We start from the raw sequence: 12,917 nt of genomic DNA, 5'->3' as shown, positions 1-12,917 counted from the left end.
ATTTTTCGTCTATCGCGGTGGCGACAGCGCTTCGACTGTTGCCGCGGTGGCACTGTCTGCGGCCTCGACACTCGCAAAATAGTGTTGAAAAAACTCGCGCATCGTCTTGATGATCTCGATCTGCTGCTTGATCGCGAAGCGAGCGGAGCCTTCTTCGCCGACTGCAAGACGATGGAATTTGGCACCGAGCATCTGGGCTGACGGCAGGTCGCCGAACGATTCGGGCGACGACAGGCCGACGGTCATCTCGAACATTTTGTCCAGTTTTTCAAGGTAGTCAGAACACGCCTTGTCGCAGGCCACCGCAACATCTGCCTCGATGTGGAGTTCGCCGGCATCGGCCTGATCGCGCAACGACCGCCAATAGGCAAGGTTGTCGGCCAGACCTAGCGTCTTGTCGGTCACTGGGGCGTGCCTTTCACTTCGGCAAGTAGGACTGAAGGTCCTCGGCATGCTTGTTGACTTCGGCGCAGGGGTCACCCAACAGGTCTTTCGACCCAATTTTGTGAAGGATGAAGATCAAGAGGTTGCCGCCTGCATCGAGCGCAATCCTGCACCCCTCTGGCGGATCACCGTCCTCGGAGAGGTTGTACTGGACTGCAGCGCGGGGGCCTATGTGGACTGGAACCTGATTTACATTCTGCGGACTGCGCAAGAATTGATCGAGCGAGTTGATCGATGACTGGACAATGAGGAAGTACCACGGAGTTTCGGTCGGCCCATCCCACGCACAGTTCTTCCAACCGGGGTACGTCGTGATGCCCGCGAAGTCCGGCCTCTCCGTGCTCACGTCCAGCCCACTTGCCGTCACCGCAGATTTGGGGATAGTGCACGGATCGAATGGCTCTCTCGGTCCCGACGCCACGGTCGTCGATTCCGTCGACGAGTTTCCACTCGCGACAGGGCTCCCCTGCGTCGAGGCGGCGCAGCCCGTCAGCAACAGCGCCGAAGCGCAGGCTGCCGCAAGCAGATGCCTACCCGTTGACCGCATACGTTCGCCCTCTCGCCACCGATGTCACTCGATGGTTGGACGCGACGCCGGCCGGATCGGTTCCCTAGACGGGCTGCGAGGCTCTGATCTCCTGTGACTCGGCAGAAGCAAGACTCCTACGTTCAGCTGCCCACACCCACAAGGCGAGCGAGATCAACGCGATCACTTCGGCGACGACGAGCACTCGCTCCACGTATCCGAGGGTGACCACGCGATACCAGGGTCGCGAGCCTGTGGCACCGACCGCGAGTGCGTACACGATGGGCAGCAGCGTCACGACCGACAGCATGCTCAGTCCCTGTGTGATTCGGGCGCGGGCTGCCCATACGCCGTCGCGAATCCAGGGCCGAGAGAACGCGAAGACTGCGATCGGGATACTCACGAACGCCACAGCGGCACCGAGCCGGTGGATCGACCCGCCGAGGCTCAGTGAGGCGTTGTTCGACCAATCCTGTTTCGGCACAGCGACGACGGCCACGAGCCCTACTGTCCACAGCGTCAGGCAGATCGATGCGGCCGACGCGGGCCGAGTGAGTCGATGCCGAAGCGCGGACGCGAGAGTGAGCGCCGAGCCGAAGGCGAGCAGGACGACCCCGATCGAGAACACCCACTGCTGCGCGCCGAGTCCGTATTCACTGATCGTGCGACGCAGATGCGATGGCGTCTGCCACGCGGTGTGGAGATCGAGAACCAGCACCACCAGCGCCCCCAACACGATCGACAGCGCGCCGATCATGGCCGGTCGAATCCGCACCTTGGCACTCCTCTCGGCCGACGAGGGTCGCCGTCCACACTCCATGTTGCCCGACAAATCGATGTGCCCCCTTGACGAAGGACCGAGGCACGAATAACGTACAACCACATGGTTGTAGATCAGTTGAGTGATGCGGAGGTCGATCGCCTCTTCCAGGCGTTCGCAGACACGACACGTCGTGACATCGTCGCGAAGGTCACCGTGGGCGAACAGTCGGTGTCGGACTTGGCATCTCACTACGCCATGAGTTTTGCCGCAGTACAAAAACACGTCGCGGTTCTCGAACGCGCTGCGGTGATCACCAAACACAAGCGTGGCAGGGAGCAGATAGTGCGAGTTCGGTTGGACACAATCGCGAAAGCTCGTGAACTGCTCGATACCTACGAGGAGATCTGGCGACACCGGGTCGACCGAATCGACGACCTTCTGTCCACGGACGAGAAAGGCTGAATCATGCCGTTCATCAGCTCACACAAGGATGCGGAGAACTTGACCATGACCGTGGTCGCCGAGTTCGACGCGAAAGTCGAACGGGTCTGGCAGATTTGGGAGGACCCACGCCAGCTCGAGAAATGGTGGGGACCACCGACGTGGCCCGCGACATTCGATAGCCACGACTTCGTTCCGGGCGGCAGGGCGTCGTACTACATGACCGGGCCGGACGGCGAGAAGGCCGCCGGCTGGTGGCTTTTCACCAATATCTCCGCGCCGACGACGCTCTCGTTCGACGACGGATTCGCCGATGACTCGGGCAATCCGTCGTCGACGATGCCCGTCACCCACGCCACTGCCACTCTCGACGATCTCGACGGTCGGACACGGATGACCATTCGCTCCCGTTTCGACTCCCTCGAGCAACTCGAACAACTCGTCGAGATGGGCATGGACGAAGGTATGGCCCTGGCACTGGGCCAGATCGACGCCATTGTCGCCGACTGATTGTGGTGCGCGGAAACTCGGCCTCTGCGACGAGTTTTCGTGCACATGCGGCGGAGCCGCTCAACTCACCCCGTCACCTCGACCGGAATCGCTCCGATTGTCTCGACGGAGGATCCGTTCAACTGGTAGCGCACCAAGGCCGGCCCACCACCCGGGGAGATGGCGTCGTCACCTGGGACTCGCCAGCGGTACGCGATGGTGACGAAGTCGTAGCCGGAGTCCGCGACACTCATATTCGGATACGGAACGTCATCGGCCTTGCCCAAATACTGGCCGTCGTGAAAGAAGAGCAAATACGACGGGTCGTCATACATGTTGCGGCTTTCGGGTCGCGTCAGAAAGGTGACCAGAGGTAAGCACGGGTATGAGCTCGTGCTGTCGACCCAACCTCTGCCCTCGAAGGGTGGGAGCGATGCAAGAGCCGCATCTCGCGCCGAGTTCTCCACGCACACCGATCCTGTCGCCGGATCCACGGTGCCACCAGGTGCAGGACCGGGTGCTGGCCCTGGCGCAGGAACGGGTGCAGGCCCTGGCGCAGGACTTGGAGCCGGGTTCGCGCGCGGCGGGTTCAGCACTTCCGGCGGCAACTGGTCGAGCATGTCGACCGACAACCCGTTCCACCGGTATCGCACGAGCGCGGGTCCGCCGGTCGGATTCGCGTTCGCGTCACCAGGGTTGATCCACTTGTACGACACCGCGACGGTGTCGGGGAGCTGATCGACCACGGTCGTGAACGCGTACTGCTCGGCCGTCGCGGTTCCGAGGTAGGTGTTGTCATGAAAGAACAGCACGGTTTCCGGGCTGCTGCTGGTTGCATCCGCGATGCGCGCGGTGGCCCAGGCCAGCGTTGCGCAGGGGTCGCCTTGCTCGTCTAGTTGCCAAGCACTGGCCATGAACGGAGTGAGGCCGCTGATCGCGTCCTGAACTACGGAGTCTTCGAGACAGGTGGACGACCCTCCCCCGACCGGCGTGCCGGGAGTTGTCGACGATCCCGGTGACGTCGTCGGGGCGGCGGACGAGGTGGATGTTGCTGTTGTGCCGGACCCAGGAAGTTCAGCCCCTGGAGTGTCAGAGTCCGGGCTCGAACACCCACTCACGATCAACGCCACCAAGGCCAGCCCCGCACACACTCGTAGTTTCATACCCGGGTGTCGAGCGTCACGAACCGACCGTTACTTCAGATCACGATCCTTCACCGAGTCGAGATCCAATCGAGTCGTATCCGCTACCGGTGAGTGCTGCCGACCAACGCTCGACTGCTCCCCCACAGGGCGAAGCCGAGCAGCAGGAAGCCGGGCAAAATTGCACCGATCGCGTCGATAGAGCTGTCGGCTGCACCCGCAGCGGCGAGAATCAGGGCGAGTACGCCGAGCGCGGTCAACGCCACGCCGAGGCCGGTGAAGAAACGTAGCTTCCACACCAGAGCGAGGGCGACGAAGTGCACGCCGACCACCGTCGAAATCCACGCAACCGCAGCCTGCGGTGCATCGAGTGGACCGTTGATGATCGCGAGACCGCCGAAGATTGCAACCACCTCGACGGCGACCACAACCCAGTACCCGCGGCCGAAGCCGCCGCGGGCACCGTCCTCAGGAGCGGGGGCCGGCTGGACTCGCCACACCGCGAGAAGCACAACGACCAACGCCACCACTGCGACGACGCGCACCCCAACGGTCAGCGTCGTCGGAAACGTATCCGAATTGACGAAGACGAAGACCAGTCCGAAAACGGCTCCGATGATCGAGCCGATCTTTTCGGGAGCCATGCGTGCGCCGGGTTTCATGTGGCCCACCGTCGCACAGTTACACCGCGTGTACAGCGAATCCGGCCGATCGATCGTCGTGCGCGGAACCTCGGTGTCTTTTACGACTTTCCGTGCACGTGCGGCGACGCCGCCCTACTCCGGAACGGAGCTGACGGTGAACGGCTCTACGGGTTCTCCCCCACGCTTGTCGAACTGACTGTTCACCACGAGCAGCCGATCATCCACTGCGGCAACGGTTGTGGGGTAGGCGAACGATGCGTCGGTGATTTCGCCGGTTACCGCGCCGGTTCTGCCGTCGTCATCGAGGTCGACCTTCGCGATCAGACCGTCGCGATTACGGACGACGTACAGCGTGTTGTCGTCCATCTCCATCCCGTCGCCGTTCATCAGCGTTGCTCCGCCGAGATCGACCTGCGTGATCTCCTTTGAGGTCTTGTCGATTCGGTACAGGTTGCCTGTTCTCGACTGCACGACGATCAACGCTGATTCATTGTCGTTCTCGACGATGCCGTTGGCGTTGAAGCCCTCGCCGTAGACGAACGGGCTGCCGTCGAAACTCACGAATGTCTCCAGCGGACCGTCTTGCACGCCGGCAATCATCTGCCCAACGGGAATGCGATACAACGCGGGGCTGCGTGAGTCCGTCACGAAGACATCCCCGTTGTCGGCAATCGCAACATCGTTGAGGAATGTCGCATCGGTGCCGAGACCGTTGGTGAACGTGGCCACCAGATCACCGGAGTTGGCGTCGTACACCCACACCTTGCCTGTCGCTCCACCGGCGATCACCAAGTAGTTGGCGCGATCGTTCAGGTCGTCCTCATCGGTCACATCGATGCCGGCAGCGCCGGTGCGTCCGTCCGCGCCGCCGGGCAAGAACACAGAGACATCCGGGGATCCGACGGTTCCGCGGAACACCGCGCCGTCGGAGGTAGACGTCACGTAGAACGTGTCGTCCGCGGCGGTGATGCCTTCGGGGAACACTCCTGTGCCCGGCAGGTTGTAGATCGTCGCGGTGCTCGAACTTTGCGACGCCGACGCCGCCGACGAGGTCGAATCGGTCGTGGTGCTCGGTGCGGGTTCCGCCGTATCCGAGGACCCGCAGGCACTCAGCACTAGTGTGGCGACGGCGACAACAGGGACTACTCGAGCGACTCGGTTCACACGTTCGAGTGTTCCATATGTCTCAATTTCCGGGCATTTGTCCTGGTGAGCAGATTTCCGGTCGATACATTTCGTACAGTCGTTGTCATGAGTGAGCTCTCCACCCTTGCCGCGACCAGCACCGAACTCGGCGGAATCGCCGGTTGGGCGGTCAGCTTGATGGAGGCCATCGGTGGCCCCGGCGCCGGAATCGCGGTGGCCGCCGAGAACTTCTTCCCGCCGCTACCCAGCGAGATCATCCTGCCCCTTGCCGGGTTCACCGCATCGCAGGGCGGGATGACTCTGTTCGGTGCGTTGTTCTGGACTACGGCGGGCTCGGTTGTCGGTGCCTTGGTTCTGTACTGGCTCGGGATCAAGCTCGGTCGCGACCGGATGTACGCCATCGTCGAGAAGATGCCGTTCGTCGGAACCGAGGATCTGACCAAAGCGGAGGACTGGTTCACCCGTCACGGTCGGTCGGCGGTGTTCTTCGGCCGCATGATCCCGGTGGTCCGCTCGGGCATTTCCATTCCGGCAGGAGTCTCACGGATGCCGATCCTGCAGTTCACGCTGTACACGACTCTGGGCAGCCTGATCTGGAACTCGATCTTCGTGCTCGCCGGTTACTTCCTCGGCGAGAACTGGCACTACGTGGAGAATTACGCCTCGGTGTTCCAGTACATCGTCATCGGCATCGTTGTCGCGCTGATCGCCTGGTTCGTGGTCAAGAAAATGAAGTCCAGGCGCGTCGAGGTTCGGTAGACCCTCACAGGTCTTCGATGTCGATGAAACCGTCCTGCAGAGCACGGGCAAGCAACGTCGCTTTGGTGGGTGCCCTGCGCCCCACCGCGGAATACTTGGCTCGGATCCGGGACAAGTGGGTGTTCACGGTCCCCATCGCCAAATAGAGCGAGCGCGATGCCTCCGCTTTCGAGTCCGAGATGAGCCATGCGGTGAGTACTTCGATTTCACGAGCACTGAGCCGTGGATCGGGGGCATCGCCGATGCGGATGTCGAGAACTGTCATGGAGATCCTTGATTTCGGGCACCACCGCTGTCCCGGCGGTGCGATACGGCCAATGACACCGCACTCGATCCGTGGCGTCACTCCGTCGAATGACCGAGGTAGCTCTCAACCGAGAGTGAATACTGTCACCGGCACCGTCGCGGTCAGTCTCACCTCGGTAAAGTCCGTCCCCATGAACGAGCTCGACGCGACTGCCACCCATTTTGTCGAGGCAGCTGTCACATTGTTGGTCGCGGATCCTCGAAGGATTCTCGAACGCGGTGTGCGTGTCGAGGACGTCGTCCACTCCTCCGACTCGTCGACGGCGACATTCTTCCGGAAGTTCAGCACCAAGGCCGACTTTCTCGACAAGGTGGTCGAGCATCTGTCCCATACGCCGCTGCCCACCGACGTTCACGAGACTGTTCGCACGCAGGCGACGGCCAGCGGTGCATCGATTCGCGGGACGGTGTCGGCGCTCGTTGCGCTTTACTTTCCAGCACTCGTCGACCGGAACAGAGTCACCGAGTCACTTCTCGACCACGTTTTCAGCGGGCCTTCTTCTCCGACACTCGCCAGCGCTTACCGCGTCCGCGACGAAGCCGTGCTGGACGCATTCGAGGCACTGTTCGATCCCGACGGTGGGGCATTTCGCCGTCCCTTCACGGCCCGATCGTTCGCTGTGACGGTCAACGCCATCATCGACGGCTTTCGTATCCGCAGTCAGGTGGGCGACAAATCCGTATCGGCCGATGTGGTGTCCGACGCGGTACTTGCCTTCCTCGGGGCCGTCGTCGACACGTCGGGTCATCATCAGCACCTCGATGACGTCGTGGGGGACGTCGGTGTACAGGTCGAGGACCGCCCACTCCCTCGCGATCCGCGTGCTGCGATCGTCACCGCGGCGCGCGCCGAGTTCGGAAAGCGCGGCTACTTCATGACGCGTATGGACGACGTCGCCGACATCGCAGGAGTGCCGAGGGCGGCCTGCAAGACGCTGTTTCCAACCAAGCCGTCCGTTATCGTTGCAGCACTGCAGAATCGAGTCGATCGTCTTCGCGAGTCGGTAGCCGACGACGAGCTACTGGGCCTGGACGAGCTCGCGATTCTCCGACATCACATGCTGCGGTGCGCGCAGCTCGCCGCCGACGAACTCGAATTCATGGACGCTCTTCTCGTCGCCGTCGCACACGACACGTACGGCGAGCCGGAGGGATTGATCTCGATCAAGGAGAAGCTCAACCTGCCGGCGATCATCGCACCGGTCATCGCGCGGGGTCAGGACAGCGGGATATTCCGAAAGAGCTCGAGCCCAATCGATCTCGCAGCAGGCATCACCAATACCCTGCTGATGCGATGCTTCACACGACGACAGAACAGCCCGCAGGACAACGCAACGTTCGTCGGAGAGCTTCTCCTCGACGGCCTCGGTGCGCACTGAGCATCGACCGAGGGCGGGTCACCGAACCCGCCGGATTCCGTCGGCGAAGCGGTCCAGCGCAGCGAGAATCTCACCCGCCTGCCAGACCCTGTTTCGTCGCCCCTTCGATATCTGGTGAAGTATGTCCGTCTCGGCCAGCTTGTCGATTGCTCGCTGAGCCGCGATCTCACTGACTCCGAATGTGGTTCGTACATAGGCATTGTCGACAACCGGCTGCGCCACCAGCGCGTCGACGAGCTTCCAGATGACCGAGTCGCTGCGAGCCACGATGCGCTCGATGTATTCGGCCCGAGCGGCGGCCAGATCGTCGACCAACCGTCGCCCGCCGGTGACGGCGTGAAAGGTCGCCGCGGTGAGACTACGAACGATTGCCTCCGCATCTCCCCTCCGATAGGCGTCGAGGCACTTGAAATAGCTGGCGGTATCGGTCAGCAGTCCGGCCGACAGCGGAACCGTCACTCGCTCGGTCACCTCGGCCCTCCGGAGCATTCCGTGGATGATCGCGCGGCCAGTGCGACCGTTTCCGTCCGTGAACGGGTGGAGCGTCTCGAATTGCGCGTGTGTGACTGCTACGTGAGGGATGACCGGGAGGTCCGAGCGAGCCGCGAACTCGAAGAGATCGTCCAGCGCATCCGGCAACCGATCGTGATGCGGCGGTACGAATGCCGCGCGGTGCGGGCCGATGTCCGATCCGCCGATCCACACCTGTCGTGTGCGCCATCGGCCGGGCTGAGGGTCGCCACTCGGCTCCATCAGCGCATGGTGGATGGCCAGAACACTCGATGCGTCGATGGACGCACCCACGTCGAGAGCAGCTTCCATCGCGCGGACGTTTCCCGACACGATCGATGCATTCCGTGTTGTGGGCGAACCCAATTCGGCGAGTGCGAGCGCCCTGGCTCCCACGGTCAGGTTCTCGATCTGCGAGGACGCTGAGCTTTCCGTTCGCAGCAGAATCGAACTCATCGGTGCAAGCTCGACCGATGGACCGAGTTGCACCGAGGCGTACTGGTCGAAGCGGACGATTTCACGGAGAGCGTCCTCCGATTCCGCAAGCAGCTGCGCGGGCAACGCCAAATCCGCATCCGCGATACGCGCCGGCACGCACGCGCGATAGTCACCCTGATGCAGCCGACGCTGGGCGCGCGAGGTGTAGGTATCGGACACCTGCCATGGTCGACGCTCGAATTCGACCGCAGGCCATCGGCTCGCGTCCTGAACATCCGTCATCGATGAACCATACCAAACCTTACTGATCTAAAGTTTGGTATGGTAGTCGATACCAACGTCAGCGCTGCCCGGAATCCCCGAGCTTTTCTGCCGCCTCGCGCAATTGCACTCCGATGCGATCGGTCGCCTCGTCGAACAGGTCACGCGCTGCACTGAGATTCAAGGACGCCAGCTCATCGCTCTCGCGCTCCTCGAGTTCGGCGAAGTCCGGAGACCCGTGATGCTCTATCCACCGCATCTTCTCGAGTTCCTTCTCGATATCCATCAGTCCGTCCAGATACGAGCGCAGGGCAGTCAATCGCAGTATCAGGGTGCGCTGGCGATCGGCGAGTGCTTCGGTGCGTCGGGCGTACATCGCTTGCACCTCGGCATCTTTGGCGAGATGACCCGACGGTGGGCCACCGAGACGATCGAAGGCAGCCTGGAGCAGCCCTGCACTGCGCGCTACCGAGGCCACTTCCGCAGACAGGTCGATGCGCACTATCCGATGCGCTACGTCATCCGCCGTCCACGCCGCCAGGCCTTCGATAGCAGTGGCCAGAGCGGCGACGACGTAGACGACACTGCCGGTGACCGTCTTACGGAGGCTCTCGAGTTCGGCGATGTCGGCCTGTCCTCGACTTGCCGGCTCCCGATCTACGACCTTGCGCACTCTGTCGAGCCTGGTCGCAGTCGGGGGATCATGCAGAGTCGAGGTGGCAGCAAGACGCCAGGAGGTGAGTGCATCTCGGACGAAGTGGCCATGCGCACCGCGCCACGCCGGCTTCCCGAGATCGACCAAAACGCCGTCGATCGCGCGCTGATCCTTCGACCGCCGATCGAACGGGTTCCATCCCATGTCCACTCCCCACTCAGTCAGTCCTTCGGAATACGGTATCGACTGCCCATGAACAGGAAGGCCGCATATCCCAGAATCACCACCACATAAAGCACAGTCGGCACCACGAACACCCACGCGCTCACCGACGCACCTGTGGTCGTGCCAGCAACGACGCAGATCCAGGCGAACAGCAGTGTGGTGACGACCCCGATCCAATCGAGGTCCTCGGACATCTTGCGATTCAGTTCGGGTCGATTCTCGGCGGAAGTCCAGTACTCGTGCAGTCGCCGACTCGGCAGATTCACCATCTGAGCCGGAAGCTTCGGCAGCCACCAGCCGACACTGACGAACAACCCGATCATGACGAACCCGGTACCACCCATCGTGAGGAGGAAGGACAGCTTCGAGTCCATTCGGTCCACCTGACCGGATCCGTCGACGTGTGCGGGTATCTCGTCGCCCGCGGTGAGGGCGACCCACACGAGGCTACCGATGAAGACGAGACTGGACAGCAGTAAGGCAACGCGCGAAAGCTTCATCCCTCTTCACTTTAATGCCTCCGGCAGTGGTGTGGTGCTGAGTCTGTGGGTCGCTCCGCAGGCTATGCTCCTGTGCCACAGAAGGCACCCAACCGCACCGCAGCCGGAGGCACCGATGCCCAACAACGAGTTCGGGGACTTCCAGACCCCGATCGAGTTGGCGCGCGCGTTGGTCAACACTCTGCCCTGTCGCAAATGGACCCGTGTTCTCGAACCCACCTGCGGTGTCGGGAACTTCCTGTCGGTGATGGCCCGGAGTCACCCCGAAGCAGAGCGCGTCGGGATCGAGGTGCAGCCCGAGTATGCCTCGTATGCATCACAATTCGGCAGAGTTGTCACTGCGTCGATCTTCGACTTCGACCTGGCGTCTGATGTCGACTGGACCTCGGAGCCAGGCCCGACTCTCGTCATCGGAAACCCACCGTGGGTGACCAACTCGCAACTATCGGTGCTCGATTCCGCCAATCGTCCTACCCGCGCGAACACCAAGAACGCCCGCGGAATCGACGCGATCACCGGCAGTTCGAATTTCGATATCGCAGAATACATCTGGATCAAACTCCTCACCGAGTTCAGTGATAGACCGGTGACCATCGCGATGATCTGCAAGACCCAGGTAGCTCGAAACGTCCTGTTGCACTGTGCGCAGCAGCAGCGGCCGGTGACCGGTTCGAGTCTACGAATCATCGATGCGAAAAAATGGTTCGACGCGGGGGTCGATGCCTGCTGGTTCACCGTGGAACTCGGGCCGGGCAAGACCGACTACACCGCGCAGACATACCCGAGCGTCGACGCGTCACAACCAACCAACAGAATCGGGGTCGTCGACGGTCAACTCGTCGCGAACGTCGATGCGTACCAGCGCAGCAAGCAATTCGACGGTGCCAGCCCTCTCACCTGGCGGCAGGGCATCAAGCATGACGCCGCCGGCGTCATGGAGTTGATCGAAAACGGCGGTCCGCGAAACAAACTGGGAGGCAGCGTGGACATCGAACCCGACTACCTGTTCCCACTGTTCAAGTGCACCGATGTCTACCGCGACAAGCTGGACGTGGTGTCGCGCTGGATGATCGTGCCGCAGTCGCATACCGGTGACGACACCGAGCTACTTGCGCCGACTGCACCGAAGCTGTGGAAGTACCTGACCGACAACGCCGCTGCGCTCGACGGGCGGAAGTCGTCGATCTACCGCAAGAGGGCTCGCTTCTGCATCTTCGGTGTCGGCCCGTACACGTTCGCTCCGTACAAGATTGCGATCTCCGGGTTCCACAAGATTCCGCAGTTCAGGATGGTCGGCCCCTACGACGGCAAACCAGCGGTGTTCGACGATGCCACGTACTTGCTTCCTTTCGAGGATCCCGCAACGTGTGCAGTCGCCCACGCGCTGTTGACCGGACCGGAAGCGACTGATCTCATTGCGGCTCTGGCATTCTGGGACAGCAAACGGCCGGTGACGAAGAAGCTCCTCCAACGCATCGACCTCTCGGCCATCGCCCGGGCGACAGACCCCGATGCCCTTCGTGAGCGTTCCGCCGCGACCGCGGCTACGCACGGTCTACTGTTCGAGACAGCATCGCTCACCCGTGCGGTGGATCATGCGATGGGACGAACACTGTGACTGTCGATCCTCCTCAGCGACAACCCGTCCCGGAACTGGCTCTCTTCTTCGTCGGAGGAGTCATGTTCGTAGCAGCTACCGTGGTGAAGTGGGACGCATTGCTCATCGCATCCATCTTCCTCTGCGTATTCGCCGGATTCGCAGCATTGATCTCGAAATGGCTGGCCCGTCAGAGTCGGCGAACCATCGCGCTTGCCACCGTTGCGGGAGTTGTTCTCACCGGCATCGGTGCCGCCTACATGGTGAAGGACGCATCGGAACCCGTCATCTTTTCTCCCGGGCTACTCCTGTATCCAGGCGGCAGCCTCGCGCTGTCCGGATTGATCAACCTGGTGTCGAGCCGCCGACGAAAGCCCCGGCCGAACCTACAGCCCACAGACTTCACAGATCGGTCTTGATCGTTTCGGCCAGTCGGTCGAGGTATTCGGCGTTGCGTTTGTAATGCACCCAGGGCCCGATTTTGGTGCTCGTCACCAGGTGGGCGCGTTGCAGTACCGCCATGTATTGCGAGGCCGTCGATTGTGAGACACCCGCTCTGGATTGAATGTGTTTGAGGCACACCCCTACCTGTTCGGCCGGTTCGAGCTGCGGCGGAAAATCGCTCGGGTCCTTGAGCCATTGCATGATCGCCAATCGCGCCGGGTTACTGAGGGCACCGAACACTGCCGCAA

The 12,917-nt window shown here is 62.0% G+C and carries 17 protein-coding genes; 6 read left to right on the top strand and 11 right to left on the bottom strand.

Annotation, left to right across the window (positions count from 1 at the left end; translation table 11 throughout):
- Positions 1 to 9: 9 nt before the first annotated feature.
- From BH93_RS09535 to BH93_RS09525, 3 genes are all read right to left on the bottom strand, one after another.
- Positions 10 to 405: a hypothetical protein gene (locus tag BH93_RS09535; protein WP_037171321.1), complete on the bottom strand. Its 396-nt coding sequence runs from the start codon at positions 403 to 405 to the stop codon at positions 10 to 12.
- 13 nt (positions 406 to 418) lie between these two features.
- Positions 419 to 991 (bottom strand): DUF3558 domain-containing protein, encoded by a 573-nt coding sequence (locus tag BH93_RS28280; RefSeq protein ID WP_080738894.1) that lies wholly within the window; start codon positions 989 to 991, stop codon positions 419 to 421.
- Positions 992 to 1,055: 64 nt separating this feature from the next.
- A complete protein-coding gene (locus BH93_RS09525; protein WP_037171428.1) occupies positions 1,056 to 1,745 on the bottom strand; it encodes a DUF998 domain-containing protein in 690 nt (229 codons plus the stop codon).
- A gap of 108 nt (positions 1,746 to 1,853) precedes the next feature.
- On the opposite strand from BH93_RS09525, the gene BH93_RS09520 reads away from it, so the two are divergent.
- Positions 1,854 to 2,195, top strand: a complete 342-nt coding sequence (locus BH93_RS09520) for an ArsR/SmtB family transcription factor (protein ID WP_032379688.1) — start codon at positions 1,854 to 1,856, stop codon at positions 2,193 to 2,195.
- A 3-nt stretch (positions 2,196 to 2,198) separates the two neighbouring features.
- Entirely contained in the window at positions 2,199 to 2,684 is a 486-nt protein-coding gene (locus BH93_RS09515; RefSeq protein ID WP_037171316.1) for an SRPBCC family protein, read from the top strand.
- 65 nt (positions 2,685 to 2,749) lie between these two features.
- Here BH93_RS09515 and BH93_RS09510 read toward each other — a convergent pair whose 3' ends face one another.
- From BH93_RS09510 to BH93_RS09500, 3 genes are all read right to left on the bottom strand, one after another.
- The gene (locus BH93_RS09510; protein WP_052064803.1) at positions 2,750 to 3,577 is read right to left on the bottom strand and encodes an LppP/LprE family lipoprotein; all 828 of its coding nucleotides are present in this window, start codon (positions 3,575 to 3,577) and stop codon (positions 2,750 to 2,752) included.
- 332 nt (positions 3,578 to 3,909) lie between these two features.
- Positions 3,910 to 4,467 (bottom strand): hypothetical protein, encoded by a 558-nt coding sequence (locus tag BH93_RS09505; RefSeq protein ID WP_037171315.1) that lies wholly within the window; start codon positions 4,465 to 4,467, stop codon positions 3,910 to 3,912.
- A gap of 114 nt (positions 4,468 to 4,581) precedes the next feature.
- Positions 4,582 to 5,613 (bottom strand): SMP-30/gluconolactonase/LRE family protein, encoded by a 1,032-nt coding sequence (locus BH93_RS09500; protein WP_037171314.1) that lies wholly within the window; start codon positions 5,611 to 5,613, stop codon positions 4,582 to 4,584.
- Positions 5,614 to 5,700: 87 nt separating this feature from the next.
- On the opposite strand from BH93_RS09500, the gene BH93_RS09495 reads away from it, so the two are divergent.
- Positions 5,701 to 6,354 carry a DedA family protein gene (locus BH93_RS09495; protein ID WP_037171313.1) on the top strand — a complete coding sequence of 218 codons (654 nt, stop codon included), beginning with the start codon at positions 5,701 to 5,703 and terminating at the stop codon, positions 6,352 to 6,354.
- Positions 6,355 to 6,358: 4 nt separating this feature from the next.
- Here BH93_RS09495 and BH93_RS09490 read toward each other — a convergent pair whose 3' ends face one another.
- Positions 6,359 to 6,619, bottom strand: a complete 261-nt coding sequence (locus tag BH93_RS09490) for a LuxR C-terminal-related transcriptional regulator (protein WP_037171312.1) — start codon at positions 6,617 to 6,619, stop codon at positions 6,359 to 6,361.
- A 172-nt stretch (positions 6,620 to 6,791) separates the two neighbouring features.
- Between BH93_RS09490 and BH93_RS09485 the strand changes: the two genes are divergently transcribed.
- Positions 6,792 to 8,039 (top strand): TetR family transcriptional regulator C-terminal domain-containing protein, encoded by a 1,248-nt coding sequence (locus BH93_RS09485; RefSeq protein WP_037171425.1) that lies wholly within the window; start codon positions 6,792 to 6,794, stop codon positions 8,037 to 8,039.
- An 18-nt stretch (positions 8,040 to 8,057) separates the two neighbouring features.
- Here the strand turns inward: BH93_RS09485 and BH93_RS09480 are convergent, their stop codons facing one another.
- Genes BH93_RS09480 through BH93_RS09470 form a run of 3 tightly spaced genes read right to left on the bottom strand, consistent with a single transcriptional unit; the run spans position 8,058 to position 10,628 of the window.
- On the bottom strand, positions 8,058 to 9,269 hold the full coding sequence (locus BH93_RS09480) for a Fic family protein (RefSeq protein ID WP_037171309.1): 1,212 nt from the start codon (positions 9,267 to 9,269) through the stop codon (positions 8,058 to 8,060).
- A 58-nt stretch (positions 9,270 to 9,327) separates the two neighbouring features.
- Positions 9,328 to 10,107, bottom strand: a complete 780-nt coding sequence (locus BH93_RS09475) for a hypothetical protein (protein ID WP_037171424.1) — start codon at positions 10,105 to 10,107, stop codon at positions 9,328 to 9,330.
- Positions 10,108 to 10,124: 17 nt separating this feature from the next.
- A complete protein-coding gene (locus tag BH93_RS09470; protein WP_037171307.1) occupies positions 10,125 to 10,628 on the bottom strand; it encodes a hypothetical protein in 504 nt (167 codons plus the stop codon).
- A gap of 115 nt (positions 10,629 to 10,743) precedes the next feature.
- Here BH93_RS09470 and BH93_RS09465 point away from each other — a divergent pair, with 115 nt between their 5' ends.
- Positions 10,744 to 12,246: a type I restriction-modification system subunit M gene (locus BH93_RS09465; protein ID WP_037171306.1), complete on the top strand. Its 1,503-nt coding sequence runs from the start codon at positions 10,744 to 10,746 to the stop codon at positions 12,244 to 12,246.
- Between the two features lie 62 nt (positions 12,247 to 12,308).
- Positions 12,309 to 12,644 (top strand): hypothetical protein, encoded by a 336-nt coding sequence (locus tag BH93_RS09460; RefSeq protein ID WP_155290837.1) that lies wholly within the window; start codon positions 12,309 to 12,311, stop codon positions 12,642 to 12,644.
- Here the strand turns inward: BH93_RS09460 and BH93_RS09455 are convergent.
- Complete coding sequence (locus BH93_RS09455; protein ID WP_371128986.1) at positions 12,628 to 12,870, bottom strand: ArsR/SmtB family transcription factor; 243 nt, start codon at positions 12,868 to 12,870, stop codon at positions 12,628 to 12,630. The two genes, BH93_RS09460 and BH93_RS09455, sit on opposite strands and share 17 nt — an antisense overlap.
- Positions 12,871 to 12,917 lie beyond the last annotated feature (47 nt).

The organism is Rhodococcoides fascians A25f, from assembly GCF_000760935.2.
Lineage (GTDB): Bacteria > Actinomycetota > Actinomycetes > Mycobacteriales > Mycobacteriaceae > Rhodococcoides.
The sequence above is the reverse complement of the archived record's forward strand: the minus strand, read 5'-3'. Positions and strand labels throughout refer to the sequence as shown.

Bases quoted from the DNA above. Each gene is read 5' to 3' on its own strand.
- BH93_RS28280 (WP_080738894.1), bottom strand. From the start codon at position 991: ATGCGGTCAACGGGTAGGCATCTGCTTGCGGCAGCCTGCGCTTCGGCG.
- BH93_RS09520 (WP_032379688.1), top strand. From the start codon at position 1,854: ATGGTTGTAGATCAGTTGAGTGATGCGGAGGTCGATCGCCTCTTCCAG.
- BH93_RS09515 (WP_037171316.1), top strand. From the start codon at position 2,199: ATGCCGTTCATCAGCTCACACAAGGATGCGGAGAACTTGACCATGACC.
- BH93_RS09510 (WP_052064803.1), bottom strand. From the start codon at position 3,577: ATGGCCAGTGCTTGGCAACTAGACGAGCAAGGCGACCCCTGCGCAACG.
- BH93_RS09505 (WP_037171315.1), bottom strand. From the start codon at position 4,467: ATGAAACCCGGCGCACGCATGGCTCCCGAAAAGATCGGCTCGATCATC.
- BH93_RS09495 (WP_037171313.1), top strand. From the start codon at position 5,701: ATGAGTGAGCTCTCCACCCTTGCCGCGACCAGCACCGAACTCGGCGGA.
- BH93_RS09490 (WP_037171312.1), bottom strand. From the start codon at position 6,619: ATGACAGTTCTCGACATCCGCATCGGCGATGCCCCCGATCCACGGCTC.
- BH93_RS09485 (WP_037171425.1), top strand. From the start codon at position 6,792: ATGAACGAGCTCGACGCGACTGCCACCCATTTTGTCGAGGCAGCTGTC.
- BH93_RS09480 (WP_037171309.1), bottom strand. From the start codon at position 9,269: ATGACGGATGTTCAGGACGCGAGCCGATGGCCTGCGGTCGAATTCGAG.
- BH93_RS09475 (WP_037171424.1), bottom strand. From the start codon at position 10,107: ATGGGATGGAACCCGTTCGATCGGCGGTCGAAGGATCAGCGCGCGATC.
- BH93_RS09470 (WP_037171307.1), bottom strand. From the start codon at position 10,628: ATGAAGCTTTCGCGCGTTGCCTTACTGCTGTCCAGTCTCGTCTTCATC.
- BH93_RS09465 (WP_037171306.1), top strand. From the start codon at position 10,744: ATGCCCAACAACGAGTTCGGGGACTTCCAGACCCCGATCGAGTTGGCG.
- BH93_RS09460 (WP_155290837.1), top strand. From the start codon at position 12,309: ATGTTCGTAGCAGCTACCGTGGTGAAGTGGGACGCATTGCTCATCGCA.
- BH93_RS09455 (WP_371128986.1), bottom strand. From the start codon at position 12,870: ATGCAATGGCTCAAGGACCCGAGCGATTTTCCGCCGCAGCTCGAACCG.